18 protein-coding genes are annotated in these 21,008 nt (G+C 39.7%); 3 read left to right on the forward strand and 15 right to left on the reverse strand.

Annotated features, from left to right (window positions below):
* Positions 1 to 16: 16 nt before the first annotated feature.
* From HCCG_RS06895 to HCCG_RS06940, 10 genes are all read right to left on the reverse strand, one after another.
* Positions 17 to 928, reverse strand: coding sequence for a polyprenyl synthetase family protein (locus HCCG_RS06895; RefSeq protein WP_014666691.1), 912 nt, complete (start codon positions 926 to 928; stop codon positions 17 to 19).
* Positions 928 to 1,353, reverse strand: a complete 426-nt coding sequence (locus HCCG_RS06900) for a hypothetical protein (RefSeq protein ID WP_002956749.1) — start codon at positions 1,351 to 1,353, stop codon at positions 928 to 930. The genes HCCG_RS06895 and HCCG_RS06900 overlap by 1 nt, the downstream gene beginning before the upstream one ends.
* On the reverse strand, positions 1,346 to 1,612 hold the full coding sequence (locus HCCG_RS06905; RefSeq protein WP_002956750.1) for a DUF2018 family protein: 267 nt from the start codon (positions 1,610 to 1,612) through the stop codon (positions 1,346 to 1,348). The genes HCCG_RS06900 and HCCG_RS06905 overlap by 8 nt, the downstream gene beginning before the upstream one ends.
* 7 nt (positions 1,613 to 1,619) lie before the next feature.
* The gene (gene hisD / locus HCCG_RS06910; RefSeq protein WP_002956751.1) at positions 1,620 to 2,921 is read right to left on the reverse strand and encodes a histidinol dehydrogenase; all 1,302 of its coding nucleotides are present in this window, start codon (positions 2,919 to 2,921) and stop codon (positions 1,620 to 1,622) included.
* Positions 2,922 to 3,157: 236 nt separating this feature from the next.
* Positions 3,158 to 4,645, reverse strand: a complete 1,488-nt coding sequence (gene mqo / locus HCCG_RS06915) for a malate dehydrogenase (quinone) (protein ID WP_002956752.1) — start codon at positions 4,643 to 4,645, stop codon at positions 3,158 to 3,160.
* A 282-nt stretch (positions 4,646 to 4,927) separates the two neighbouring features.
* Complete coding sequence (ubiE, locus tag HCCG_RS06920; RefSeq protein WP_002956753.1) at positions 4,928 to 5,689, reverse strand: bifunctional demethylmenaquinone methyltransferase/2-methoxy-6-polyprenyl-1,4-benzoquinol methylase UbiE; 762 nt, start codon at positions 5,687 to 5,689, stop codon at positions 4,928 to 4,930.
* Entirely contained in the window at positions 5,682 to 7,082 is a 1,401-nt protein-coding gene (gene argH, locus HCCG_RS06925) for an argininosuccinate lyase (RefSeq protein WP_002956754.1), read from the reverse strand. The genes ubiE and argH overlap by 8 nt, the downstream gene beginning before the upstream one ends.
* Before the next feature lie 9 nt (positions 7,083 to 7,091).
* Positions 7,092 to 7,532 carry a protoporphyrinogen oxidase HemJ gene (gene hemJ, locus HCCG_RS06930; RefSeq protein ID WP_002956755.1) on the reverse strand — a complete coding sequence of 147 codons (441 nt, stop codon included), beginning with the start codon at positions 7,530 to 7,532 and terminating at the stop codon, positions 7,092 to 7,094.
* 126 nt (positions 7,533 to 7,658) lie between these two features.
* Positions 7,659 to 8,246 carry a YigZ family protein gene (locus HCCG_RS06935; protein WP_002956756.1) on the reverse strand — a complete coding sequence of 196 codons (588 nt, stop codon included), beginning with the start codon at positions 8,244 to 8,246 and terminating at the stop codon, positions 7,659 to 7,661.
* Positions 8,247 to 8,296: 50 nt separating this feature from the next.
* On the reverse strand, positions 8,297 to 8,746 hold the full coding sequence (locus tag HCCG_RS06940) for an META domain-containing protein (protein WP_015453508.1): 450 nt from the start codon (positions 8,744 to 8,746) through the stop codon (positions 8,297 to 8,299).
* 110 nt (positions 8,747 to 8,856) lie between these two features.
* Between HCCG_RS06940 and HCCG_RS06945 the strand changes: the two genes are divergently transcribed.
* Positions 8,857 to 9,645 carry a histidinol-phosphatase gene (locus HCCG_RS06945; RefSeq protein ID WP_002956758.1) on the forward strand — a complete coding sequence of 263 codons (789 nt, stop codon included), beginning with the start codon at positions 8,857 to 8,859 and terminating at the stop codon, positions 9,643 to 9,645.
* A gap of 169 nt (positions 9,646 to 9,814) precedes the next feature.
* Here HCCG_RS06945 and topA read toward each other — a convergent pair whose 3' ends face one another.
* Positions 9,815 to 12,055: a type I DNA topoisomerase gene (topA, locus tag HCCG_RS06950; protein WP_002956759.1), complete on the reverse strand. Its 2,241-nt coding sequence runs from the start codon at positions 12,053 to 12,055 to the stop codon at positions 9,815 to 9,817.
* 157 nt (positions 12,056 to 12,212) lie between these two features.
* On the opposite strand from topA, the gene HCCG_RS06955 reads away from it, so the two are divergent.
* On the forward strand, positions 12,213 to 13,757 hold the full coding sequence (locus HCCG_RS06955; RefSeq protein WP_002956760.1) for a flagellin B: 1,545 nt from the start codon (positions 12,213 to 12,215) through the stop codon (positions 13,755 to 13,757).
* A gap of 42 nt (positions 13,758 to 13,799) precedes the next feature.
* The gene (locus tag HCCG_RS06960; RefSeq protein WP_002956761.1) at positions 13,800 to 15,701 is read left to right on the forward strand and encodes a motility associated factor glycosyltransferase family protein; all 1,902 of its coding nucleotides are present in this window, start codon (positions 13,800 to 13,802) and stop codon (positions 15,699 to 15,701) included.
* 443 nt (positions 15,702 to 16,144) lie between these two features.
* Here HCCG_RS06960 and HCCG_RS06965 read toward each other — a convergent pair whose 3' ends face one another.
* The 4 genes from HCCG_RS06965 to HCCG_RS06980 are packed head-to-tail and all read right to left on the reverse strand — an operon-like array spanning position 16,145 to position 20,981.
* On the reverse strand, positions 16,145 to 16,966 hold the full coding sequence (locus HCCG_RS06965) for a tRNA (5-methylaminomethyl-2-thiouridine)(34)-methyltransferase MnmD (protein ID WP_002956763.1): 822 nt from the start codon (positions 16,964 to 16,966) through the stop codon (positions 16,145 to 16,147).
* A 37-nt stretch (positions 16,967 to 17,003) separates the two neighbouring features.
* Positions 17,004 to 19,067 (reverse strand): LTA synthase family protein, encoded by a 2,064-nt coding sequence (locus tag HCCG_RS06970; RefSeq protein ID WP_230197916.1) that lies wholly within the window; start codon positions 19,065 to 19,067, stop codon positions 17,004 to 17,006.
* The gene (locus HCCG_RS06975) at positions 19,048 to 19,707 is read right to left on the reverse strand and encodes a hypothetical protein (protein ID WP_002956765.1); all 660 of its coding nucleotides are present in this window, start codon (positions 19,705 to 19,707) and stop codon (positions 19,048 to 19,050) included. Before HCCG_RS06975 ends, HCCG_RS06970 begins: the two co-directional genes overlap by 20 nt.
* Complete coding sequence (locus HCCG_RS06980) at positions 19,704 to 20,981, reverse strand: sialidase family protein (RefSeq protein ID WP_015453510.1); 1,278 nt, start codon at positions 20,979 to 20,981, stop codon at positions 19,704 to 19,706. Before HCCG_RS06980 ends, HCCG_RS06975 begins: the two co-directional genes overlap by 4 nt.
* Positions 20,982 to 21,008 lie beyond the last annotated feature (27 nt).

Genomic DNA, 21,008 nt, shown 5'->3' on the forward strand with positions numbered 1-21,008 from the left:
ATCCACCCCTACACCCTTAAAATGTCCGCTCAATCATCTGCGTGATAATCTCTTGTAGTTTGGCATTACTCTCATTTGCCACAGCCATAAGGGCTTTGTTGGCATATACTTTTGCTTCATCTATGCTTTGAGAGATAGCATTGTGTTTTTGCATTCGCACTTTTATCCAAATCTCTTGCTCTTCACTTAATTCTGTTGCCCATAAACCTTGCACGATCTCACGCTCATTTTCATCTAGCTTTTCATACATAAGCATAAGCGGTAGCGTTACCTTACCTTCCTTAAAATCGCTCATTGAAGGTTTGCCAAGCGTTTTAGAATCTTGTGTGAAGTCTAAAATATCATCAATAATTTGAAAGGCAATACCTAGATTTTCGCCATAGATTCTATATATATTTTTATTTAGCCCCTTGAGTATTGCTCCGCACTCCGCTGCTGCGACAATAAGAGCAGCGGTTTTATTCCCACACATTTTGATATAAGCTTGTTTATCAATATGGAATCTTGAAGCAAGTGAAACATCTTCAATCTCGCCAATGGATAGTCTCACCACCGCTGAAGACACACTTTGGGCTAATCGCACATCAAGGCAGCTTAGCTCATAAAACGCCTTAGAATACAGCACATCACCTAACATAATGGCATTTTTATTCCCAAAAAGAGCATTGATTGATGGCTTTTGTCGCCGTGTTTGTGCCTCATCAATCACATCATCGTGCAAAAGTGAAGCACTTTGAATCATCTCTATTAACGCACACGCCCTTAAAGAATCTTCACTCACACCGCTAATAGCGAGTAAAAGCTTACTTCGTAGCATTTTACCTTGGCTAAGATGAGAGCTAAGATTCAGCACTTCATCATTGCCACATTCCTTGATATACATATCAATATACGCCTTAATCCGCTCCAACGCAAATTCCAAGCCCATCAATCCACTCCTTGTAAGAGATTTTCATCAAGCACAGATACGCCAAGCCCCTCAATATACAGCTTCAAATGTGCCTTCTTATCAGCAAAATCTTTAAAATACAAAAGTAGCTGCGGATCGTCTTTAAGCGTATTGTCCCCCCTAGCAAGCGGGATTCTAAAAGCATTGCGTTGATAGTCTTTATACAACACAACTTGATGATTAAACTTATCATAGCGGATATGCAACACAAGCCCTTGATTTTTAAACAATGTCCAGCGGAACTCTAGCTTTTTTTGCACATTACCTAAGTCAAAATTCGCACTATACACCTGCTCTTTTTTAAGCTCAAGACTCTTCTCCCAGCTCCATTGTGGAATCGCCCCATAAGCTTGTGCCATAAAAAACACAGCCCACACAATAAAGACAAACTTTGTTTTATTCATAATTTCCCAATATAGTTGCCATAGAAGTTATTGCAAGATTCTGTTTGCCACTTTCTATCTCTTCTTTACGCGTCTCATCAAAATAATACGCCTTAAAGGCTTTATCTACATCTACACCCTTTTGCTCCAAAAGTGCCTCATACACCACCACGCGTTCTAATAACCGCTCTAATTCCAATCCAACTAAAGTGGGCGAAGCATTGCGGATAATTTCCTGCCACTTTTGTAATGGACTTCCCTCAAAAAACGCATCTTCCATATCTGCCCTACTCCTTTATAGAATCTAGTCTTTTTAAAACTGCTTGTGCGTGAGCGTGGAGAGATTCACATTCTGCTAAAATCGCACAAGATTCTCCCATTTGCTTTAACGCATTGCGTGAAAATGAGATAATAGAGCTTCTTTTCATAAAATGCTCCACGCTCAAAGGAGAAAAGAATCTCGCACTACCACCCGTTGGCAGCGTATGGTTGGGACCAGCAAGATAATCGCCAATAGGCTCACTTGAATACTCCCCTAAAAATATCGCTCCAGCGTGTTTGATATAAGGCAATACATCAAAAGGTGAATGCGTTAGAATCTCCAAATGTTCAGCCGCTAGAGCATTTGCTATTTCTATGCTTTCATTTATATCACGCGTATATATCAAAACGGAACGATTTTCAATGCTTTTTTTAGCAATCTCATAGCGAGGCATTGTAGGCAGAATCTCATCTATCTGTGCTTTTACCTTTTCAATCAAGCCTATATCATCGCTTATAAGAATGGAGCTTGCCATTTCATCGTGTTCAGCTTGAGAGAGTAAATCATAAGCCACATATTGCGGGTTTGCACTCTTATCGGCGATTATGGCTATTTCACTAGGACCTGCCACCATATCAATATTAACTTCACCAAACACAAGCTTCTTCGCACAAGCGACAAAAATATTGCCCGGACCTGTGATAACATCTGCCTTTTTCACCCCATCAATCCCATACGCCATAAGCCCTATGGCACTTGCCCCACCGACTTTATAAGATTCTGTAATATTACATAAATGCAGGGCTGCTAAAAGAAGTGGATTAAGCTCATTATGTGGAGCAGGAGAACAAAGCACAATCTCCTTAACACCAGCAACAATAGCAGGGATTGCATTCATAAGCACCGAGCTTGGGTAGGCAGCCTTGCCACCGGGGATATATAGCCCCGCACGCTCCATAGGTGTAAGCTTGGATCCAAGCATAGTGCCATTTAGCTCACAATCAATCCAAGTTTGCTGTTTTTGCTTTTGATGAAAGGCGTAGATTCTATCATAGGCTAAATGCAGAGCATTTTTTAAATCTTTTGGCAAATCATCATAGGCTTTGGCACACTGCGTTTGAGAGATTTGCAAATCCTGCAAACTTTTTGCTTCCCACTTATCAAAACGAGCAATATGCCTTTGCAAAGCTCCAAAACCTTCATTTTTTATCTCTTCAAGGATACTCTGCACGATAGATGAAACCTCTCCCATATCCATCTTGCCACGCTCTAGAATCTTTACAAATTCTTTATCAAACTCACAAGTATGCGTATCAAGGATTTTCATTCTTTTCCCCATAATCAAAAAGTAAATGAGAATTATATATGGCAACTCTAAACAAACGCCCACTTACTCAAGGGCTTATCAAACAAATTCTTAAATACTTATTTTGTTTCACTCAACGCAAGATTCAAGATTTTGGAGTGTTTTATCGTATCAACTAACTCAATGTGGGAATTTAATGAGCTAAGATTCTAAGCATATAACCTAGAATCTTAGCTGTGGGAAAAGCGGATTTGAGGCTAAATCGCACAAAAAGGCATTTTGAGAATCTGGGCTGTTTTGGAACGCCACTCGTTAAAATGCGTGATTTTCTCCTCCAATGGTCGTTTATATGATGGTATCATCTCGGCAAGTTTATCTTTCCATTCACTACTTTTCATCTCTTCACCAAAACATCGCTCAAGCACTTGTAGCATAATATCCGCAGCTGTTGAAGCTCCCGGCGATGCTCCAAGCAATGCTGCCAAGCTTCCATCACTTGAAGTGATAACTTCCGTACCAAATTGCAAACTTCCCCTGCCCTTGCTATCTTTTTTGATAATCTGCACCCTTTGTCCAGCAAATAACGCCTCCCAATCCTCCAGCTTCGCATCAGGGAAAAACACATGAAGCTTACGCATTCTCTGCTTGTTTGACATTAGAATCTGCTTAATCAAATAAATCGTCAAAGGCACATTATCAATACCTGCTTGAAACATAGGCAAAAAGTTACTCAAACGCACAGACATAGGGAAATCAAGCAAACTGCCGTGTTTTAAGAACTTCGTATTAAATCCCGCATATGGACCAAAAAGCAACTCTTTTTTACCTTGAATAATACGCGTATCCAAATGTGGCACTGACATCGGTGGATCGCCAATAGACGCCTTGCCATATATCTTTGCATTATGCTTATCAATAACATCGCGATTTTTACACACAAGCCACAGCCCACCCACAGGGAATCCACCATAGCCACGCCCTTCGGGTATGCCACTTTTTTGCAATAATGGAAACGATCCACCACCTGCACCTAAAAATACAAATTTCGCCTTAACTTGCTTTTTTTCTCCACTCTTTGTATCTAGCACATCTAAGAGCCAAGCATTGCCCTGCTTGATAAGATTTTGCACTTTGTGATTCACATAAACATTAAAGTTATCCTTTTGGCTAAGCTTTTCTTTAAACTGCCTTACAATCTCGCCAAAATCCACATCTGTGCCTTCCTGCATATATGTCGCAGCAATGGGCTGATTCGTATCTCGCCCTTCAAGCAAAAGCGGAGCCCATTGCTTAATCTGCTCTTTATCTTCGGAATAAATCATATTTTTAAAAAGCGGACAGCTTGATGTAAGTGTCTCGTAGCGTTGCTTTAAATACGGCACGATATGATCCACCACAAAGCTTAAATGTGGCACGGGATTTAAAAAAGTCTGTGGTTCTTTTAAGATTCCAGTTTCTACACAATATGCCCAAAACTCCTTGCTAAGCTCATATTGCTGATTAATTCTTACCGCTTTTGAAATATCAATGCTACCATCTTCTTTTTTTGGCGTGTAGTTTAACTCACAAAGTGCCTGATGTCCTGTCCCAGCGTTGTTCCATACCATACTGCTTTCCAACGCCACATCATCAAGCATTTCATATACACTAATATGTGCTGAAGGCTCAAGCTCTTTTAGCATTGCTGCTAATGTCAAGCTCATAATCCCTCCACCAACTAAAACTACTTCTGAATCCTCGCTCATTTCCTTGCTCCTTCCTTATATTCACGCTTTGGGCTAGGCTTATATAAGCTTAAATGCTTTGTGCGTTAGGGGATTATTATGTATTGAACCTGCATTTGAAGTTCTCTTTATGTTAGGACATTTTTGTAAATGAGTATAAAAAAAAGTAAAATAAAAGAATAACTTTGTTACCAAAATCACTTTTTTACATACTTGCTTTAGAAAAATGGGAGAATTTACCACATTTGCTGAACTCTCCCGTGAGACTTGAGAGAAGATTCTAAGGCTAAAATTAAAGCTTCACTAAATTTTTACGCCCACATACAATGTGGAAATATTCGCACTATATGACTTTACGAAGTAGCTTTTCACGCCTCTATCTAAAAGCTTCTGTGCGAGTTTTTCACTGCTTACAAAATGCTGTATAGAATCTGGCAAATATTTATATGCCGCATAGTTTTTTGACACAAGCCCACCCACTAAAGGCAGAATCTTAGAGGTATAAAATCGCATAAGAGAATCAAAAATGCCCCTTTTCTCGTTATTCATAAATTCCAAAATCACAATCACACCACCGGGCTTCAAAACACGCACAAACTCATCTAATGCTTCTTCAAGTGCCACAACATTCCGCAATCCATAAGCGATTGAGAGAATATCTACACTTTGAGATTCTATATTTAACGCCTTTGCCTCGCCCTTCTCAAGCCTAAGACTCCCCTGCTTCAGCAATGTCTCTAGCTTTTGATGAGCCACTTCAAGCATACCACTTGATGGATCTATCCCACGCAAATGTGCAATATGCTTTTGTGCCTTGTTGGCTTCATTTTGCCAATGCCAAAGCATATCGCCCGTGCCACAAGCTACATCAAGTACACATTCAATATTTTCCTTTCCCAACGCCTCAAACGCCTTTTTACACGCACTCACACGCCAACTCACATCAATGCCTAGGCTCATCACACGATTTGCCTTATCATAGCTTGGGGCAATCTCATCAAACATATTGACAATTTTTTCTTGCTTTTCTTGTGGAGCTGTGCTGTGAAGATTTTGCTTATCCATTACTTTCCTTTAATCTTTGTGCTACAAAGCCCATAAGCTCATTTATTTGAGTCTGTGTTTGTTTGCTTGAAGTCCCGCCTAGTGTGTCTCTTGCGTTCATAGAAGATTCTAAACTTAGCACTGCCTTTACCCCCGCCTTTATCCTAGAATCTATACTTAAAATTTCAGATTCAGCTAACTCACTTATATCCACGCCCTTATGCTCCGCATACGCTACAACCTGCCCTGTGATATGATGTGCGTCTCTAAATGCTACGCCACATTCACGCACCAAAAAATCCGCCAAATCAGTCGCACTCAAATGTCCGCATTTTGCCATTTTTGCCATATTTTCTGTATGGATTGTCATAGTTTGAATGCACTCCTTAGCAATTCGCAAAGAAATTTTTACATTTTTAATCGCATCAAACACGCCCTCTTTATCTTCTTGCGTGTCCTTATTGTAGGCAAAAGGTAAACCTTTCATCACGCTAAGCAGTCCTATGAGTGAGCCATACACTCGCCCACTTTTCCCACGCAGGAGTTCAGGCACATCGGGATTTTTCTTTTGGGGCATAATGGAGCTTCCTGTCGCATACGCATCGCTAAGGGATATAAACTTAAACTCCGCACTGCTCCATAGCACCAGCTCTTCAGCCACACGCGATAGGTGCATAGCAATCATTGATAGGCTATAAAGCATATCAAGGGCAAAGTCCCTATCACTTACTGAATCCATTGCATTAAGCGTAGGCTTTGCAAAGCCAAGCGTTTGAGCTAAAAACTCCCTGTCATTCCCATAAGGCGTCCCAGCTAACGCCCCACTGCCAAGCGGACAAAAATTATTCCGCTTAAAATCATCTTCCAAACGCTCCACATCTCGCTTAAAGTTACACGCCCACGCTACGAGATGAAAGCCAAAGTTAATGGGTTGGGCGTGTTGCAAATGTGTCATTCCGGGCATAATGCTTTGTGTATGCTCTTGTGCAATGTCTAAAAGTGTTTGCATAAGATCTAAAAGCAAAATCCTAATCTCTTTATTATTTCTTAGCACAAAGAGCCGAAAATCCACCGCCACTTGATCATTACGAGATCTTGCGGTGTGAAGTTTCTTGCCCACTTCACCGATATGCTTTGTTAAGGCAGATTCTATTGCCATATGTATGTCTTCATCGCTTATCTTAAAGCTAAAATCACCAGATTCTATTTCCTGTGCGATAGATTCAAGCCCTTGTAAAATCTGTGCTAGTTCATCTTTATTTAAAACACCGATTTTTTCAAGCATTTGAGCGTGGGCTTTTGAGCCTTGTATATCCTCACGCCACAAAATCTTATCAAATAAAATTGAAGCATTAAACTCTTCTAAAAGTGAGCTAGATTCTAGCTCAAATCGCCCTCCCCAAAGCTTTGCCATAATTCCCTCCTAAAAAGGCTTACACACTGCTAAAAACGCAATGACAATAAGGGCGATTGTAGGAATCTCATTATAGATTCTAAAAAATGTATGCGACTTCTTACACGAGCCATTCCCTAAAGTTTTAATAAAATATCCACAAGCAAAGTGATACACCACAAGCAACAGCACGATTGTAAGCTTGATATGAAGCCAGATTCCAGAATCTGCGGGTTTTAGCAAACTTGGACTCAAAGCTATCATCGCTACACCTGTGGCAAGTGTCAGCACCATTGCAGGCATACCGATAAATTTAAATAACCTTATCTCTTGAAGTTTGACAATCTCTACAAAATCCGCATTATCCCTATGTGTAGCGTGATACACAAATAATCGTGGCAGATAAAACAACATAGCCATCCACGATACAAGCACCACAATATGAAACGCCTTGATATACAAATACTCCATTTTTACTCCCTACTTAGAATCTTGCCTTTTAGAATCTTTACAAAATGTAGAATCTTAAAGTCGGCATTATACTTATTTTGAATGAATAGGCTTTTATCCGCCCCACTTAAAATTTCACATTAAATTTCATTTATCAAACTTACATCTATCAAATGTCGCACGCACACTCTCTATCTTATCCCCTTCCCCTTGCACTCGCACCTTAATGCCATTTTCCAAAAAAGTTTCTTTTCTTAGCTCAACGCCTAGCTTCCTTGCCATATACTCACATTGTGAAAGCAAAGCATACTCAATCTCAAAACACACGGATTCACATAAGACAAAATTCTCCAAAAGCCCTTGAGACTTTGCTCCATCTATGGCGTCTTTCACCGCATTTGTATAAGCTCTAACAAGCCCTCCCACACCTAGCAATGTTCCGCCAAAATACCGCACTATAATCACACCAACATTAATCAGCTCTTCCCCACGCAAAACTTTCAAGCTCGGCATTCCGCTACTCCCCTTTGGCTCTCCATCATCATCAAAAGATTCTAGAATCTGATTAAACTCATTCAAATGTCGCGTCGCACTCACAAAATGCACCGCCTTAAGATGTTCTTGCTTCAGCAAAGCAAGGGTAGATTCAAACTCACTATAAGGTAGTAGAAAAGCTAAAAATTTTGACCCCTTGCTTTCAAAACTCCCCTGTATATGAGAATGCAGAGTTTTCATCGTATTACTTTCAATAAATCACGCTTTATCATCACGCAAAAAAACAAATACTATTCTAAATAATAAGTCGCCCCTGCCCCTTTTAGCTCCATTTTGCCACCTCTTTTTTTGATAGCAAATTCCCCATCAAGTGCTTTAAAAAACCAAAATTCATAATTCATTCCCTCATTCTCTTCACACATACGCCGAGATGAGCCTATCCCGCTCACTTGTAGCTTTTTGCTTTTTAAAGCAAAGGTGGCAAAGTAGTTATTACACACACCCACGCCAAAAATACGATTTTCATCAGCATCAAAGCTCATCGTAGATTTTGCACCCTCCCATATAGGCTTTAGCTCGAGCCCGTCGCGTAAGATAATCTTGGACACATACCATTGCTTTTTAGATTCTAAAAGATTTTCTTTATTCTCTTGCCTTACCAAATCCACAAAACACCCCTGCACTGACATCAAAGCCACCACAAGCACAATAACTTTCAAGCATAAATGTAAAATTTTCATTCAACAACTCCCTGGTAATAATTTTAAGTAATATTTGGAATCTAAGCCATTTGTAAGTCTGCCATTATAGAATCCCATTGCAAACAAACCCCACACAACAAAGGCAAAATATGCGTATTGACCTACATAATCACACAACCCTTTGTCGCCACGCCACAGGAACTATGGAGGAATACATCGCCCTTGCGGTACAAAAAAAGATTGATGTCTTTGGCTTTTCCTGTCACGCACCTATGGCATTTGATGAAGCATATCGTATGTCTAAAGATGAGCTACCAAGCTATTGTGAAAAGATAGAAAGCTTTAAAACCAACTATCAAGGGCAGATTCACATTCTCTGTGGCTTAGAAGTGGATTATATTTCAAATAAAGAGTATCTTATAGAATCTCAAGTGCTAGAATACCCCTTTGATTATCTCATCGGCTCGGTGCATTTCTTGGATAATTGGGGCTTTGATAATCCCGAGTTTATCGGCAAATACGCTCAAATCAATATGGAGCAATGTTGGGAAAAGTATCTCCATTCTATCGCACAAATGGCACAAACAGGGCTTTTTCAAATCGTTGGACACATAGATTTATTGAAACTCTTTGGACACACACTTCCAGATTCTCAAATCCCTAATCTTAATCTTGCTTTAGAATCCATTGCTGACAATCATCTCGCCATAGAGCTAAACCCAGCCGGACTGCGAAAGCCTATCAAAGAAGCCTACCCATCAGCACAGATTTTGCAAAAAGCCTACAAAAAGGGCATTCCCATTACTTTTGGTTCAGACGCTCACGCTTTAGAGCATATAGGCTTTGGCTATGAAAAGCTATGTCATTTAGCCAAAAGTATCGGCTACACCCACGCCTTGTATTTTACAAACAAACAACCTGTGAGTGTGAGAATCTAGCGGATTTTATTTGTTTCAAACCCTAATGTAAAAAACAACAAACTACAAAGCTTCCGCACTAAAATTTTCAAGCTTTCAACACCACCAAGATTCTAGCTTTTAAGCCACCTATAAAAGCTAGAATCTCTCAAATCTCTTTTCGGCTAACTTTAATCGCTCTAAAGCTAGATTAAATCTCCACTCTGTCCTTACATTTCAGGCACTCATGCATTTGCTTTTTGCGATATTCCCTTTCGCACATTGCCCCACCGCATTTTTCACATCTATCGCCAATAGGCTGAAACTTTGAGATAAAACTACATTTTGGGTAATTCTTACAGCCAAAGAATGCTCCCCTGCGGCTAAATCTCTGCACGATCTCCCCTCCACATTCCGGACACGCCACACCCTCCACACTCTTTGGCTCTGCCTTGTTTTGAAGCGATTTTGTATTCTTACACTTTGGATAGCCACTGCACGCGATAAATTCTCCATTCCGCCCAAACTTCTTTACCATAGGCTTACCGCATTTCTCACATTCCCCATACGCCTTAGAATCCCCTTGCTCATTCTCTTGTGGCTTAGTCTCACTAGGCTTGATGTATTTGCATTTTGGGTAGCCACTACACGCGATAAATTCTCCATAGCGACTTTGCCGCTGCACTAGTTCCTTGCCACATTGCGGACACATTTCACCTGTGGGGATACTCACCTTTTGCGAAGTGATATTTTTCTTCCCAGATTCTATTTTTTTGATAAATGGATCATAAAAATCCCAAAGCACCACCTGCCAATCTATATGCTCCTGTGCGATTTCATCAAGCTTATCTTCAAGCCCTGCGCTAAAATGCGAATCTACAATCTCATTAAAATTTTCTTCAAGCATAGCTGTGGCTTTAAAGGCACTCTCTTGCGGCACAAGCTGCTTTTTTTCAACCCTCACATACTCCCTATTCACAAGCAGGGCAATTGTTGGTGCGTAGGTTGATGGACGCCCTATACCTAGGCTCTCCATACTTTTAATAATACTCGCTTCGGAATATCTAGGGGAAGGCTCAGTGGATTTTTGCTCACTTTTAACTTCTTTTAGCACTACACTTTGCCCCTGCTTACACTCGGGCAAAAGTTTATCCTTATCATCACTCCCCATAATTTTATAAAATCCATCAAACACAAGTTTTCGCCCACTTGCTTTGAAAACAATCTCATCATTTGCCCCATTTGAAGCAAAAAGAATATTTTGCGTCTCAAACACCGCATCTTGGCTTTGCGAAGCAAGGAAGCGATTGTAGATTAGGGTATAGATTTTTAGCTCATCTGGTTTTAAATAGTCTTTGGCAAGTTGCGGAGTAAAGGCTAGATTTGTGGGGCGGATAGCTTCGTGGGCTTCTTGGGCAGCTTTTGATTTTGTGCTGTAATTTTTAGTCTTTGTAGGGACATATTCCTTGCCATAAGTTTTTAAAAGTAGCTCTCTTGCTGAATCTTTGGCTTCCTTAGCGATATTAAGACTATCTGTTCTCATATAGGTGATAACCCCCATCGTCCCAAAGCTCGTATTCACCCCTTCATAAAGCCTTTGAGCGATACTCATCGTGCGTGTGGGCGAGTAGCCAAGCAGACTTGAAGCACTCTGCTGTAATGTAGAAGTCATAAAAGGCGGAGGGGTGGGCGTTTTCTTACTTTTTGTAGTGATTTCTTTAATGTAAAATTGCTCTCTTTTAATATTTTCACACATCTGCTCCACAACCTTAGAATCTTGGAGTGAGAGCTTTTCTAGCTTTTGATTATACACGATGAGTTCAGATTCTATATCGCTATTTTTTTCTCCGCCCTGTGTGGCAAAAATCGCCCCTATATTGAAATAAATTGTCGGCTTAAAAGCTTCTATCTCCCTTTCTCTATCCACAATAATTTTTAACGCCGCACTTTGCACACGCCCAGCTGATAGCCCTTTTTGAATCTTAGAGTTCATAAGTTGTGAGAGCTTAAAGCCTACGATTCTATCAAGCAGTCTTCTAGCCTGTTGTGCATTCACCCTTGCCATATCAATTTTCCTAGGATTCTGCAGGGAATGCGTAATGGCATTTTTAGTAATTTCGTGGAAAACAATACGCGGAAACTCATCATAAGGACGCTTCAAAGCCTGTGTAATATGGTAGCCTATCGCCTCACCCTCTCTATCTTCATCGGTTGCGATGTAGGTTGTTTTTGCTTTTTTGTGGGCTTGTTTTATCTTTTCAACAATTTCAGTGTGGTCTTTACTGATAGTGTACTGTGGCGTGAAATGCTGATTTTCAATCTCTATGCCAAAGCTATATTTTGGCAAATCTCTAATATGTCCTTTTGATGCAAGGACTTCATATTTATCCCCTAAAAAATGTTTGATTGTTTTTGCTTTAGCCGGTGATTCTACGATGATTAAGTCTTTCATAAGATAAGCCCCTAGTTCCATATAAAAAGTAAAAGCGGATTTTAGCACAGATTCTAAATAGAATTTCTACTAAAAAAGCAAAATAGAATCTGTAAAAATTGGAATGTCTTTTGCTTAATCGGCATAAACAAAAAGAACTTTAGCAAAGGATGCAAAAATGAGTTTTAGGATAAACACAAACATCTCCGCCCTAACTGCCCACACCATTGGTGTGCAAAATAATAGAAGTCTGCATAGCTCACTTGAAAAGCTAAGCTCTGGTTTGCGACTAAATAAAGCCGCAGATGACGCTTCAGGTATGGCGATTGCCGATAGTTTGCGAAGTCAAAGTGAGAGCTTGGGACAAGCTGTAAGAAATGCCAACGACGCTATTGGTATGATTCAAGTAGCTGATAAGGCAATGGACGAGCAGCTTAAAATCTTAGATACCATTAAGACTAAAGCCATTCAAGCCGCACAAGATGGGCAAAGCACAGAAACAAGAAAGGCATTGCAAAGTGATATTATCCGCCTTTTAGAGGAGCTAGACAATATCGCCAACACTACAAGCTACAACGGACAGCAAATGCTTTCCGGTGCATTTTCAAATAAAGAATTTCAAATCGGTGCTTACTCAAATACAACGGTCAAAGCCTCTATTGGTCCAACAAGCTCGGATAAAATAGGACATGTGAGAATGGAGAGTAGCTCCTTTGCAGGGGAGGGAATGCTTGCCTCTGGTGCTGCAAACAACCTAAGTGAAGTAATGCTAAAATTCCGCCAAGTTGATGGAAAGCACGATTTTGAACTTGAAACGGTAAAAATCTCTACTTCCGCTGGGACAGGCATTGGTGTTCTCACAGAAGTTATTAACAAACACGCCGATACACTAGGAGTGCGTGCTGCGTGGAATGTTATGGCAACAGGTGATGTGCCGGTTTTATCTGGAACGGTGCGTGGGCTTGTCATCAATGGTGTAACGATTGGGAATGTTAATGATGTGCGTAAAAACGACTCCGATGGGCGTTTGCTTAATGCGATAAATTCAATCAAAGAAAGAACAGGCTGTGAGGCTTACACAGATATTACAGGACGGATAAATGTGCGTAGCCTTGATGGACGAGCAATTTCCATTCAAACAGAGGGCGATAGCGGTAAAGTCTTTGGTGGAGGGAACTTTGCTGGAATCTCCGGGACAGATCACGCCATTGTGGGGCGTTTGACACTTATTAGAACAGATGCAAGAGATATTATTGTAAGCGGGATAAACTTTAGCCACATAGGATTTCACTCCGCACAAGGCATTTCAGAATACACGGCTAATCTCCGCTCTGTGCGTGGAGAAATGGACGCTAATATCGCTTCAGCCTGTGGGGCAAATGCCAATGTCGCTCAAGCAAACCTGCATTTTGATGGTATTGGTGCTGGGGTTACAAGCCTTAAGGGAGCGATGGTTGTTATGGATATGGCAGAATCTGCACGGATTCAGCTTGATAAGCTTAGGGCAGATATTGGTTCAGCACAGATTCAGCTTGTTTCAACAATCAACAATGTCTCTGTTACGCAAGTTAATGTCAAAGCTGCAGAATCTCAAATCCGCGATGTGGATTTTGCTTCAGAATCTGCGACATTCTCTAAGCATAATGTTTTGGCACAAAGTGGTAGCTTCGCTATGGCTCAAGCTAATGCCGTGCAACAAAATGTTCTTAGACTGCTTCAATAATCGCCCTAAAGTTCTAATAACCTAAAACTTTAAGAATACGCTATGCAGGATTTTTTCTCTCTTAATCTTTCAGCTTTTGCGGTGCGTTCCCCCGCTCTTGCCTTAAAGCTTAAAGATTTTACTCCAAATCAAAACTATGAAGTGTTTCAAGGCAGTGATGTTTTAAATATTAATATCATTGATAAACGCACAAATACGCCTTTATTTCAACACAATCCCCTTGACGAGACAAATGCCAAAATCGCCGAGTTTGGAGCATACTCACACTATCCATATTTATATTTTTTTGGTGTAGGCAATGGTGTGCTGTTTAAGGTTTTGTTACAAAATGAGCTACTTAAACGCATAGTCGTGCTTGAGCCGGAATTAGAGCTACTTTTTATTGTGCTGCATTTTATGGATTTTAGCAAAGATATTTTAGAGCAACGCATTATGTTTCTTGATGCGACAAGTGTGGATTTCACACGCATTGATATTTTATTCTCCACTAATCGTGATGCGAAAATTTACTCCAAAGTCTATGATTTGCATTTGTTTAATGCCTATTATAACGCTTATGCGGATTTATATATCAAAATCAATCAGCTTTTTATCCGTGCTATTGAGCATAGTGTCATCAGTGTGGGGAATGATAGCCGAGATTCTATTGTTGGTATTCAACAGCATATACAAAATCTCCCAAGCGTGATTCAAAGCCCGACTTTGCTTGATTTACTCGCACAGATTAAAGGCAGAGATACAGCTATTATCGTAGCCACCGGTCCAAGCCTTAGCAAACAACTTCCGCTTTTAAAGCAGATTCAAGACTATGCGACTATCTTTTGCATTGACGCTTCATTGCCTATTCTCATAAGGGAGGGTATTAAGCCTGATATTGTCTTTTCATTAGAACGCGTAGAGCCAACGGCAAGATTCTATGAAGAGACGCCAAAGGAGGCAAGGGAGGGCATAGTCTTTGCGATTACTTCTATCGTGCATAAAAGGCTAAAAGACGCACTGCAAGGGGATTTGGTGCAATACTCACTGCGTCCATTTGGCTATACGAATTATTTTGAGATTGCTGAATATGGGTATTTGGGTATTGGTATGAGTGCGGCAAATATGGCTTATGAGCTAGTCGCTCACGCTAGATTCAAACGCTGCATTATCATCGGGCAGGATTTAGCCTTTGGGGAAGATGGCACTTCTCACGCTAAAAATGCTGTGTATGGTGCAAATGAGATAAATCCCAAAGCCATAGAGCAAAAGGGGCAAAAGGTTATGGTGGAAAAATATGGCGGTGGAGGCGAGGTAGAATCTACAATCGTGTGGAAGCTATTTTTAACATTCTATGAACGCGATATTGCTAATACCCCCTACCCCATTGAAGTGATTAACGCAACTGAAGGCGGAGCTAGAATCGCTGGGACAAAGGAGATTCCATTTGCCGAATCTATTAAACTCATTGACACTTCGCATAAAAAGCAGCCTATAAAACTCACCTACCCCACGCAAGAAATGTATGAAGCAAATCTTAAAAAAGTGCGACAAAAGACACTGGATTGGATTGAACTTGGGCTAAAAGACAAGGCATTTGTTGAAGAAGTGTTTTTGGAAGTAGCCGCACTCACAGAGCGATTTGAGCTGCTCAATAAAGAGGGGCGATTAGATGAGCTAGATTTAGAAGAATTAGAAAAGTGCATTGATAGAATCCAAAAAGTTAAAGATTTGTTTGATAATAGGCAGTTTAGAGAATGCTTTATGGACGCGATACAATCTTATATCTTTCATCAAGAAATGGATATTGCTAAGATTCTTGTTATGCCTACAAATAATGAAGAATCTAAGCTTAAGAAACAAGCCGAGCTTATTTATGCACACAAATATTGGCTTTTCTCCCTTGCTGGTGGTATGGATAGTGTGATTGAGGTTGTGAAAAAAGCGTATGAAACTTGGGAAGTGTAAAGTTTTTTTTAAGATTCTCATATTCCTCATTGCAAGATACTATCGTAGATTCAAACAAATGATAAAGCATAAGCCATATAAGCACCAAAAGGCAATGCCAAAACAAAAAACCTTGCAATAGCATAAAATACAAAAGGCGACTGGTTAAGAGGTTGGATAAGACTGCCCTGCCCCCTAGTCAAAGGGCAGAGCGTGGATAATCTTAGCAACACTTGACTACTATAAGACATAGTAGTATAATGGTAGCTAAGATTTTGGAGTAAATCTTATCCATTCTAGCCTCCTTTACAATAAAGTAGGCTATCACTTAAGAGGCTGCCACCTCTTAAGGACAACCTCAAAAAGGCATTGTATCACTTTCTCTTTAACTTTCATTATTTTTTGATTTTATGTTTAATGGCTATGCTAGGGTAGCGAGGCACTCTCTATACTAAATTGCGATTTTATTTTATCTCCTTAAGTTTTTCTAAATTCAAAGATTCTTTGCTTATAAGGCTACTTCCACGAACATTATTTGCCTTATAGTCATATACTCTAAATCCCGCATTTATGGCGTTTTCCCGCACTGCCCTGCTTTGGGAATAAGTGGTGATAATGCCCTGTGGGTGTAAAAGATGATAAAGCAAGGCAAAATATTCCTTGCTCCATAGAGTTGGATTTTTCTTAGGGCTAAAGGCATCTTGAAAAATAATGTGAAACTCACCGCATAAATCCCGCTTAAGATTTTCCAAAAACACAAGTGTATCGCCTTTATAAAGATAAATCTCAAATTCCATATCGCCTATTTTCCCATCATATTGACTGACTTGCCTAGCAGATTCAAAATGCTTTAATATCTCTTCTAGCGGTAAAGTCTCACAAATAAAAGGCGGATAAGCAAGCTCCCTTAATGTGCGAAATACATTTTCATCAATTTCTGGCGAGTAGATTTTCACCTTACCCTTAAAGGGTGTTTTTAGAATCTGCCTGTTTGGAATCTGTTGTTGTGGAATCTGCCCTTTTGCGAGTGTGCTTAAAAGTGTCAAGGTGTTATAGCCTAAACCAAAGCATATATCAAGCACACATAAAGTATTTGAAGTATTTGGTAGATTCTCTAACGCATCGCCAAAGCACCCTACACTATGTGCTAAAGAGGGGTAAATATGTTTATAGAGCGTCTCATTCAACGCCCCATCTTTCAAGCTATGATAGCACTCATCAAACTTCGCATTATACGCACTCATAGAGCCATCGGCACTTTGACGAAAACTGATTGTATTATCCATTTTATACTTTATAAAGCTAAACTTTTAAAACCAAAGGCTATTTGGTTTTTTCCTCATTATTCACTTCATAGCCATTTTTGAGAATCCACCAGCTGAGTGCCGTAGCTTGCTCCAAGCGTCTGTAAAGCGATTTTGCTAATTCTTTATCATTATGTTGTGCTGTGCCTTCATTAAAATACTCTATCTCGCCATCTTTATTAGCGATAAATCTATCTGTGGCAATAGCAAAATACCCCAACGCGCTATTTTTCTCACTCAACGCCATATTATCATTACTCACAAGCGGTGTGCCAAAGCTATGGTATGTATAGCCATTTGGTGCGATGAGTTCTACAATACTTGGAGTTATATCAATGTGAGAACCGATATTTGTAAGCTTTTTTATCTCAAGGCTTGGGGAATAGATAATGAGCGGAATAGTATTACTTGCCTTAAGTGCCGCACCCACCTTTGGATACTCTCTATCATAATGATCGCCTGTTACCACAAATAAGGAGTTAGGCAAGACTTTTGAAACCTCTTCAATAAAACGCGTAATCATCTTATCTTGATACCAAATATGCCCTATAAGGCGAGGATTCTTCTCTTTATATTTTGATGAGTTAGCAAAAAACTTTTCAATCTTTTTTAGCGGGACATTAAACTGCTCTAAAGGCACATCATAGGGTGGGTGGTTAGAGGTTGTGAGAATCATATTAAAGCTTGGCTTGTTGCGTTCTTTAAAAGTATTATCCCGCACGAGTGCAAAAAGATGATGATCATACGCTCCCCATAAGCCTTCATAAGGTGCAGAGTAGCCATTAAGCTTTGCATTTTCAATAATTTGGGTATTGTAATAAATCTTTTCAAAGCCCTGTGTGGCGGTGTATTGATCCAGCTTTTGCCAGATTCCACTTCCGCCATAATAAAAATTATTCTTATAGCCCAAATCTTTCATAATAAAGCCCGGAGCCGTTACAAATGAATCTAACGCACCAAGCACAGAATTCACCGGTATTTCAGTTTGAAAAAGCCCTGTAAGATGCACATCCATACTTTTAATCGTGCTTCCACCATTTTCTAAAAACACGCCAATCTTTGCTCCGTGATTATCATTAAGAAGTGATTTTAGCCCAGAAGTCAGTCCAAGATCATCAAATTCTTCATCAAAATGCCATTCGCTCAAACTTTCAGCCACGATATAGAAAACATACTCTATTTTTTCTCCGCTACTATTGCCAACCTTCTTTTCTAGCAAATCTTTAAGATTATACTGACTTTGTTTTGAATCTAGCTCAAAATACTCTTCTACAACCTCAAGCGGACTTTGCGAAGTATAATCACTAAAGCGTGAATTTGAAATCTTGGCATATCCACGATACACAAGATACAAATCCCTAAATGCCCCGGGCGAAGCCTTACGCAAAAAGGTATTTTCCACAGGCTTTAAGGCTTGATCTAAACTTATGCCCTTAAAACTAAAAGCAGAATTAATACAAATCATCATCATAAACGCAAATAAAACAAAAAGGATAAGACTAGCAAGGGCAGATTCTTTGCGTGTTGAACGAGAGCGGATAGAGCTTAGCGGATCTCTGCCATACTCACGCGTGATTTTCCCAGATATTTTTGTATATATCCACATAAACACAAGGCTAAGAAAAAGCCAAAGCAACACCTTTGAAGTAATGCCATACTGCCCACTTATGCCTGTGTGAAAAATCGCTTTTTGATCATCAAAAATAAGTCCTAGTAAATTAGCATTAAATACATCATTATAAATTTGGTAAAAAACAATCTCCGAAATACCTATAAATAAAGTCAGCACAACGGCAATTAACGCATATATCCACAGCACAAACCAACGAAATTCCGTCCAAAAAAATAATAGCCCAAGCACAAAATATGCAAGGCTTAGCCCCGCAATATGTCTTGAATCATAACGCAATCCATTTAAAAAAGTATTCACATACTCCATATAGCTCTTAACTTCCCCAATTGCCCCGTGATACACCCCACTATACAGCACGAAACACAGCTTCATCACAAAAAACAAAACAAACAAAAATAACGCAAATACGATTGATTTGACAAGTAGTTTTTCAAGCCACTTTTTTTCCATTCTTCACCCCACCAAAGATTCTATACACAAAGCAAAAGCCACGCCACAAAGCCAACACTATGCACCCAACCCACAAAAACGGATCAATGCAATACTGCCAAATACTCATCTCACCTAGAATCTGCACTTGGTAAGCAATGATACAAAGGATTATTCCCCAGCCTGTTAGAGCGTTCAAGCTATAGGATATAATGGATATTACGCATAAAATAGAAAGCGTTATTCTAAACTCTAAATGGTAAATATCCACAAAACCATAGCCCAAGATTCCAAAAATTCCCAATGCTCCAAAATACAAGAAGATTCCAAGCACAATCCACACACATTGCACATTTGGTGGAAAAAATGGCTTATGCAAAAAGACTTGTAATTTCTGTTTTGAATCTTGCCTTACACAATCGCTTACCCAAAACCTTAGCAAATAATACAAGCATAGTAAAATTAACATCACGCTAGGCACATCAAATAGGGCATAGACATAATCACACAAGCTCCATTCCATAAAGGGTATATTAAAGAGAAAAATCCACGCTAGACTAAGCCCTGCTAGAAGTTTTTTTGAAGCAAAAACAAAAGAGAGACAGCACACAATTCCTGCAAGAGTAATGATATTTAGCCCAATGCTTATGGCGAGATTCACTTCTGCTCCCCTTGTGTGTGATAATATGTAGAATGTGTAGTATATTTTTTTAACATCGCCTTTGGCACAAAAGCCACACGAATATACAAACGCCCATAGGTATAAGCCACAGCGACATACTCGCTGCTCTCTGCCACACTTGGATAAGACACTTCATTACCTAAAAAAGAATCTAGCTTTAACACAGGCTCAAAGCTCATAGATTCTGAATCTAAGCTTTTTTCATTAAGATTCATAATCCACAGCTCCTCGCGTTTATTGCCATTCTCCCTTTGTGTTTGATTATGAAGCAAATATGTAGAATCTAAACTCCTAAAAAGCACGGAAGAAAAATCAAAACTCTGCAAATTACTCGACTTTGGGCTTTGGCAAAGCTCATCGCATAATGATGTAAAAAGCACATTATTATACGCCTTGTGATTGCGATACACACCAAAGGCAGTATGCAAATCTAATGGAATGAAGCTCGGCTGAAGCTGTGAGTGAAGCTCTAAAGGCTTTGTAATAGAATCTAGCTGTAATGTGGGGCTAAAATCAAGCAAAAGCGGATATTTATTTGCAAGCTCGTGGTAGATTGGCAAAATGAATCCGCCATCTTCTTTTAACATCGGCGGTGTGCGGACAAGATGAGAAAAATTAAAAAACGGGCCTAAATGTAGCTCCCTAACAAAGCTAAGATTTTGCAATGTTGAATCTAAACACAACCAATAGATTTTACTTGTAGCCCAGCCGCCTAGACTTACTCCCACAACAAACAAATGCACCCGATTTTGCCTATCCACAAAAGTGATAGGATTGCCTAGCTTTTTTATAAATTTTCCACTAAGTTGGGATAGTTTTTGTGCGTCTAAAAGGCGGTGTGGCTCACTCCAAGTGCCAAGATTCTTATTTTTTAGGGTGCTATTATCTAAAGTCTTATTTTGAGATTCAAAAGTAAAAAAACTTTGATAAATCCCCACATCTCTAGCCCCTTCCCTACTCCCTGCAAAATACAGCAGCATAAAGTCCTTATCACTCACGGAGCTAACATTTGTAATCGCACTTGCGTGAGCGGAGATTTGTGTATTTGGAATATCAAAATAGGTAATAGAATCTAAAGCGTGTGAGCTTGTAGCTAGAGATTCCCACTTTGAATCTTTTGGAAAAATGAGTGCAGAAACAAGGGTGTGTTTGCTTAAATCAAGCGTAGTTTTAGGGCTTTCATCGGTGGCAATACACCACCAAGCACACAAAAGCAAAACCCCAATAAAACTTACACTTCCCTTTCCCAGCATATTCTACAAAGGCTATCCACAAGAGAT

The sequence above is a fragment of the Helicobacter cinaedi CCUG 18818 = ATCC BAA-847 genome (genome assembly GCF_000155475.1).
Lineage (GTDB): Bacteria > Campylobacterota > Campylobacteria > Campylobacterales > Helicobacteraceae > Helicobacter_C > Helicobacter_C cinaedi.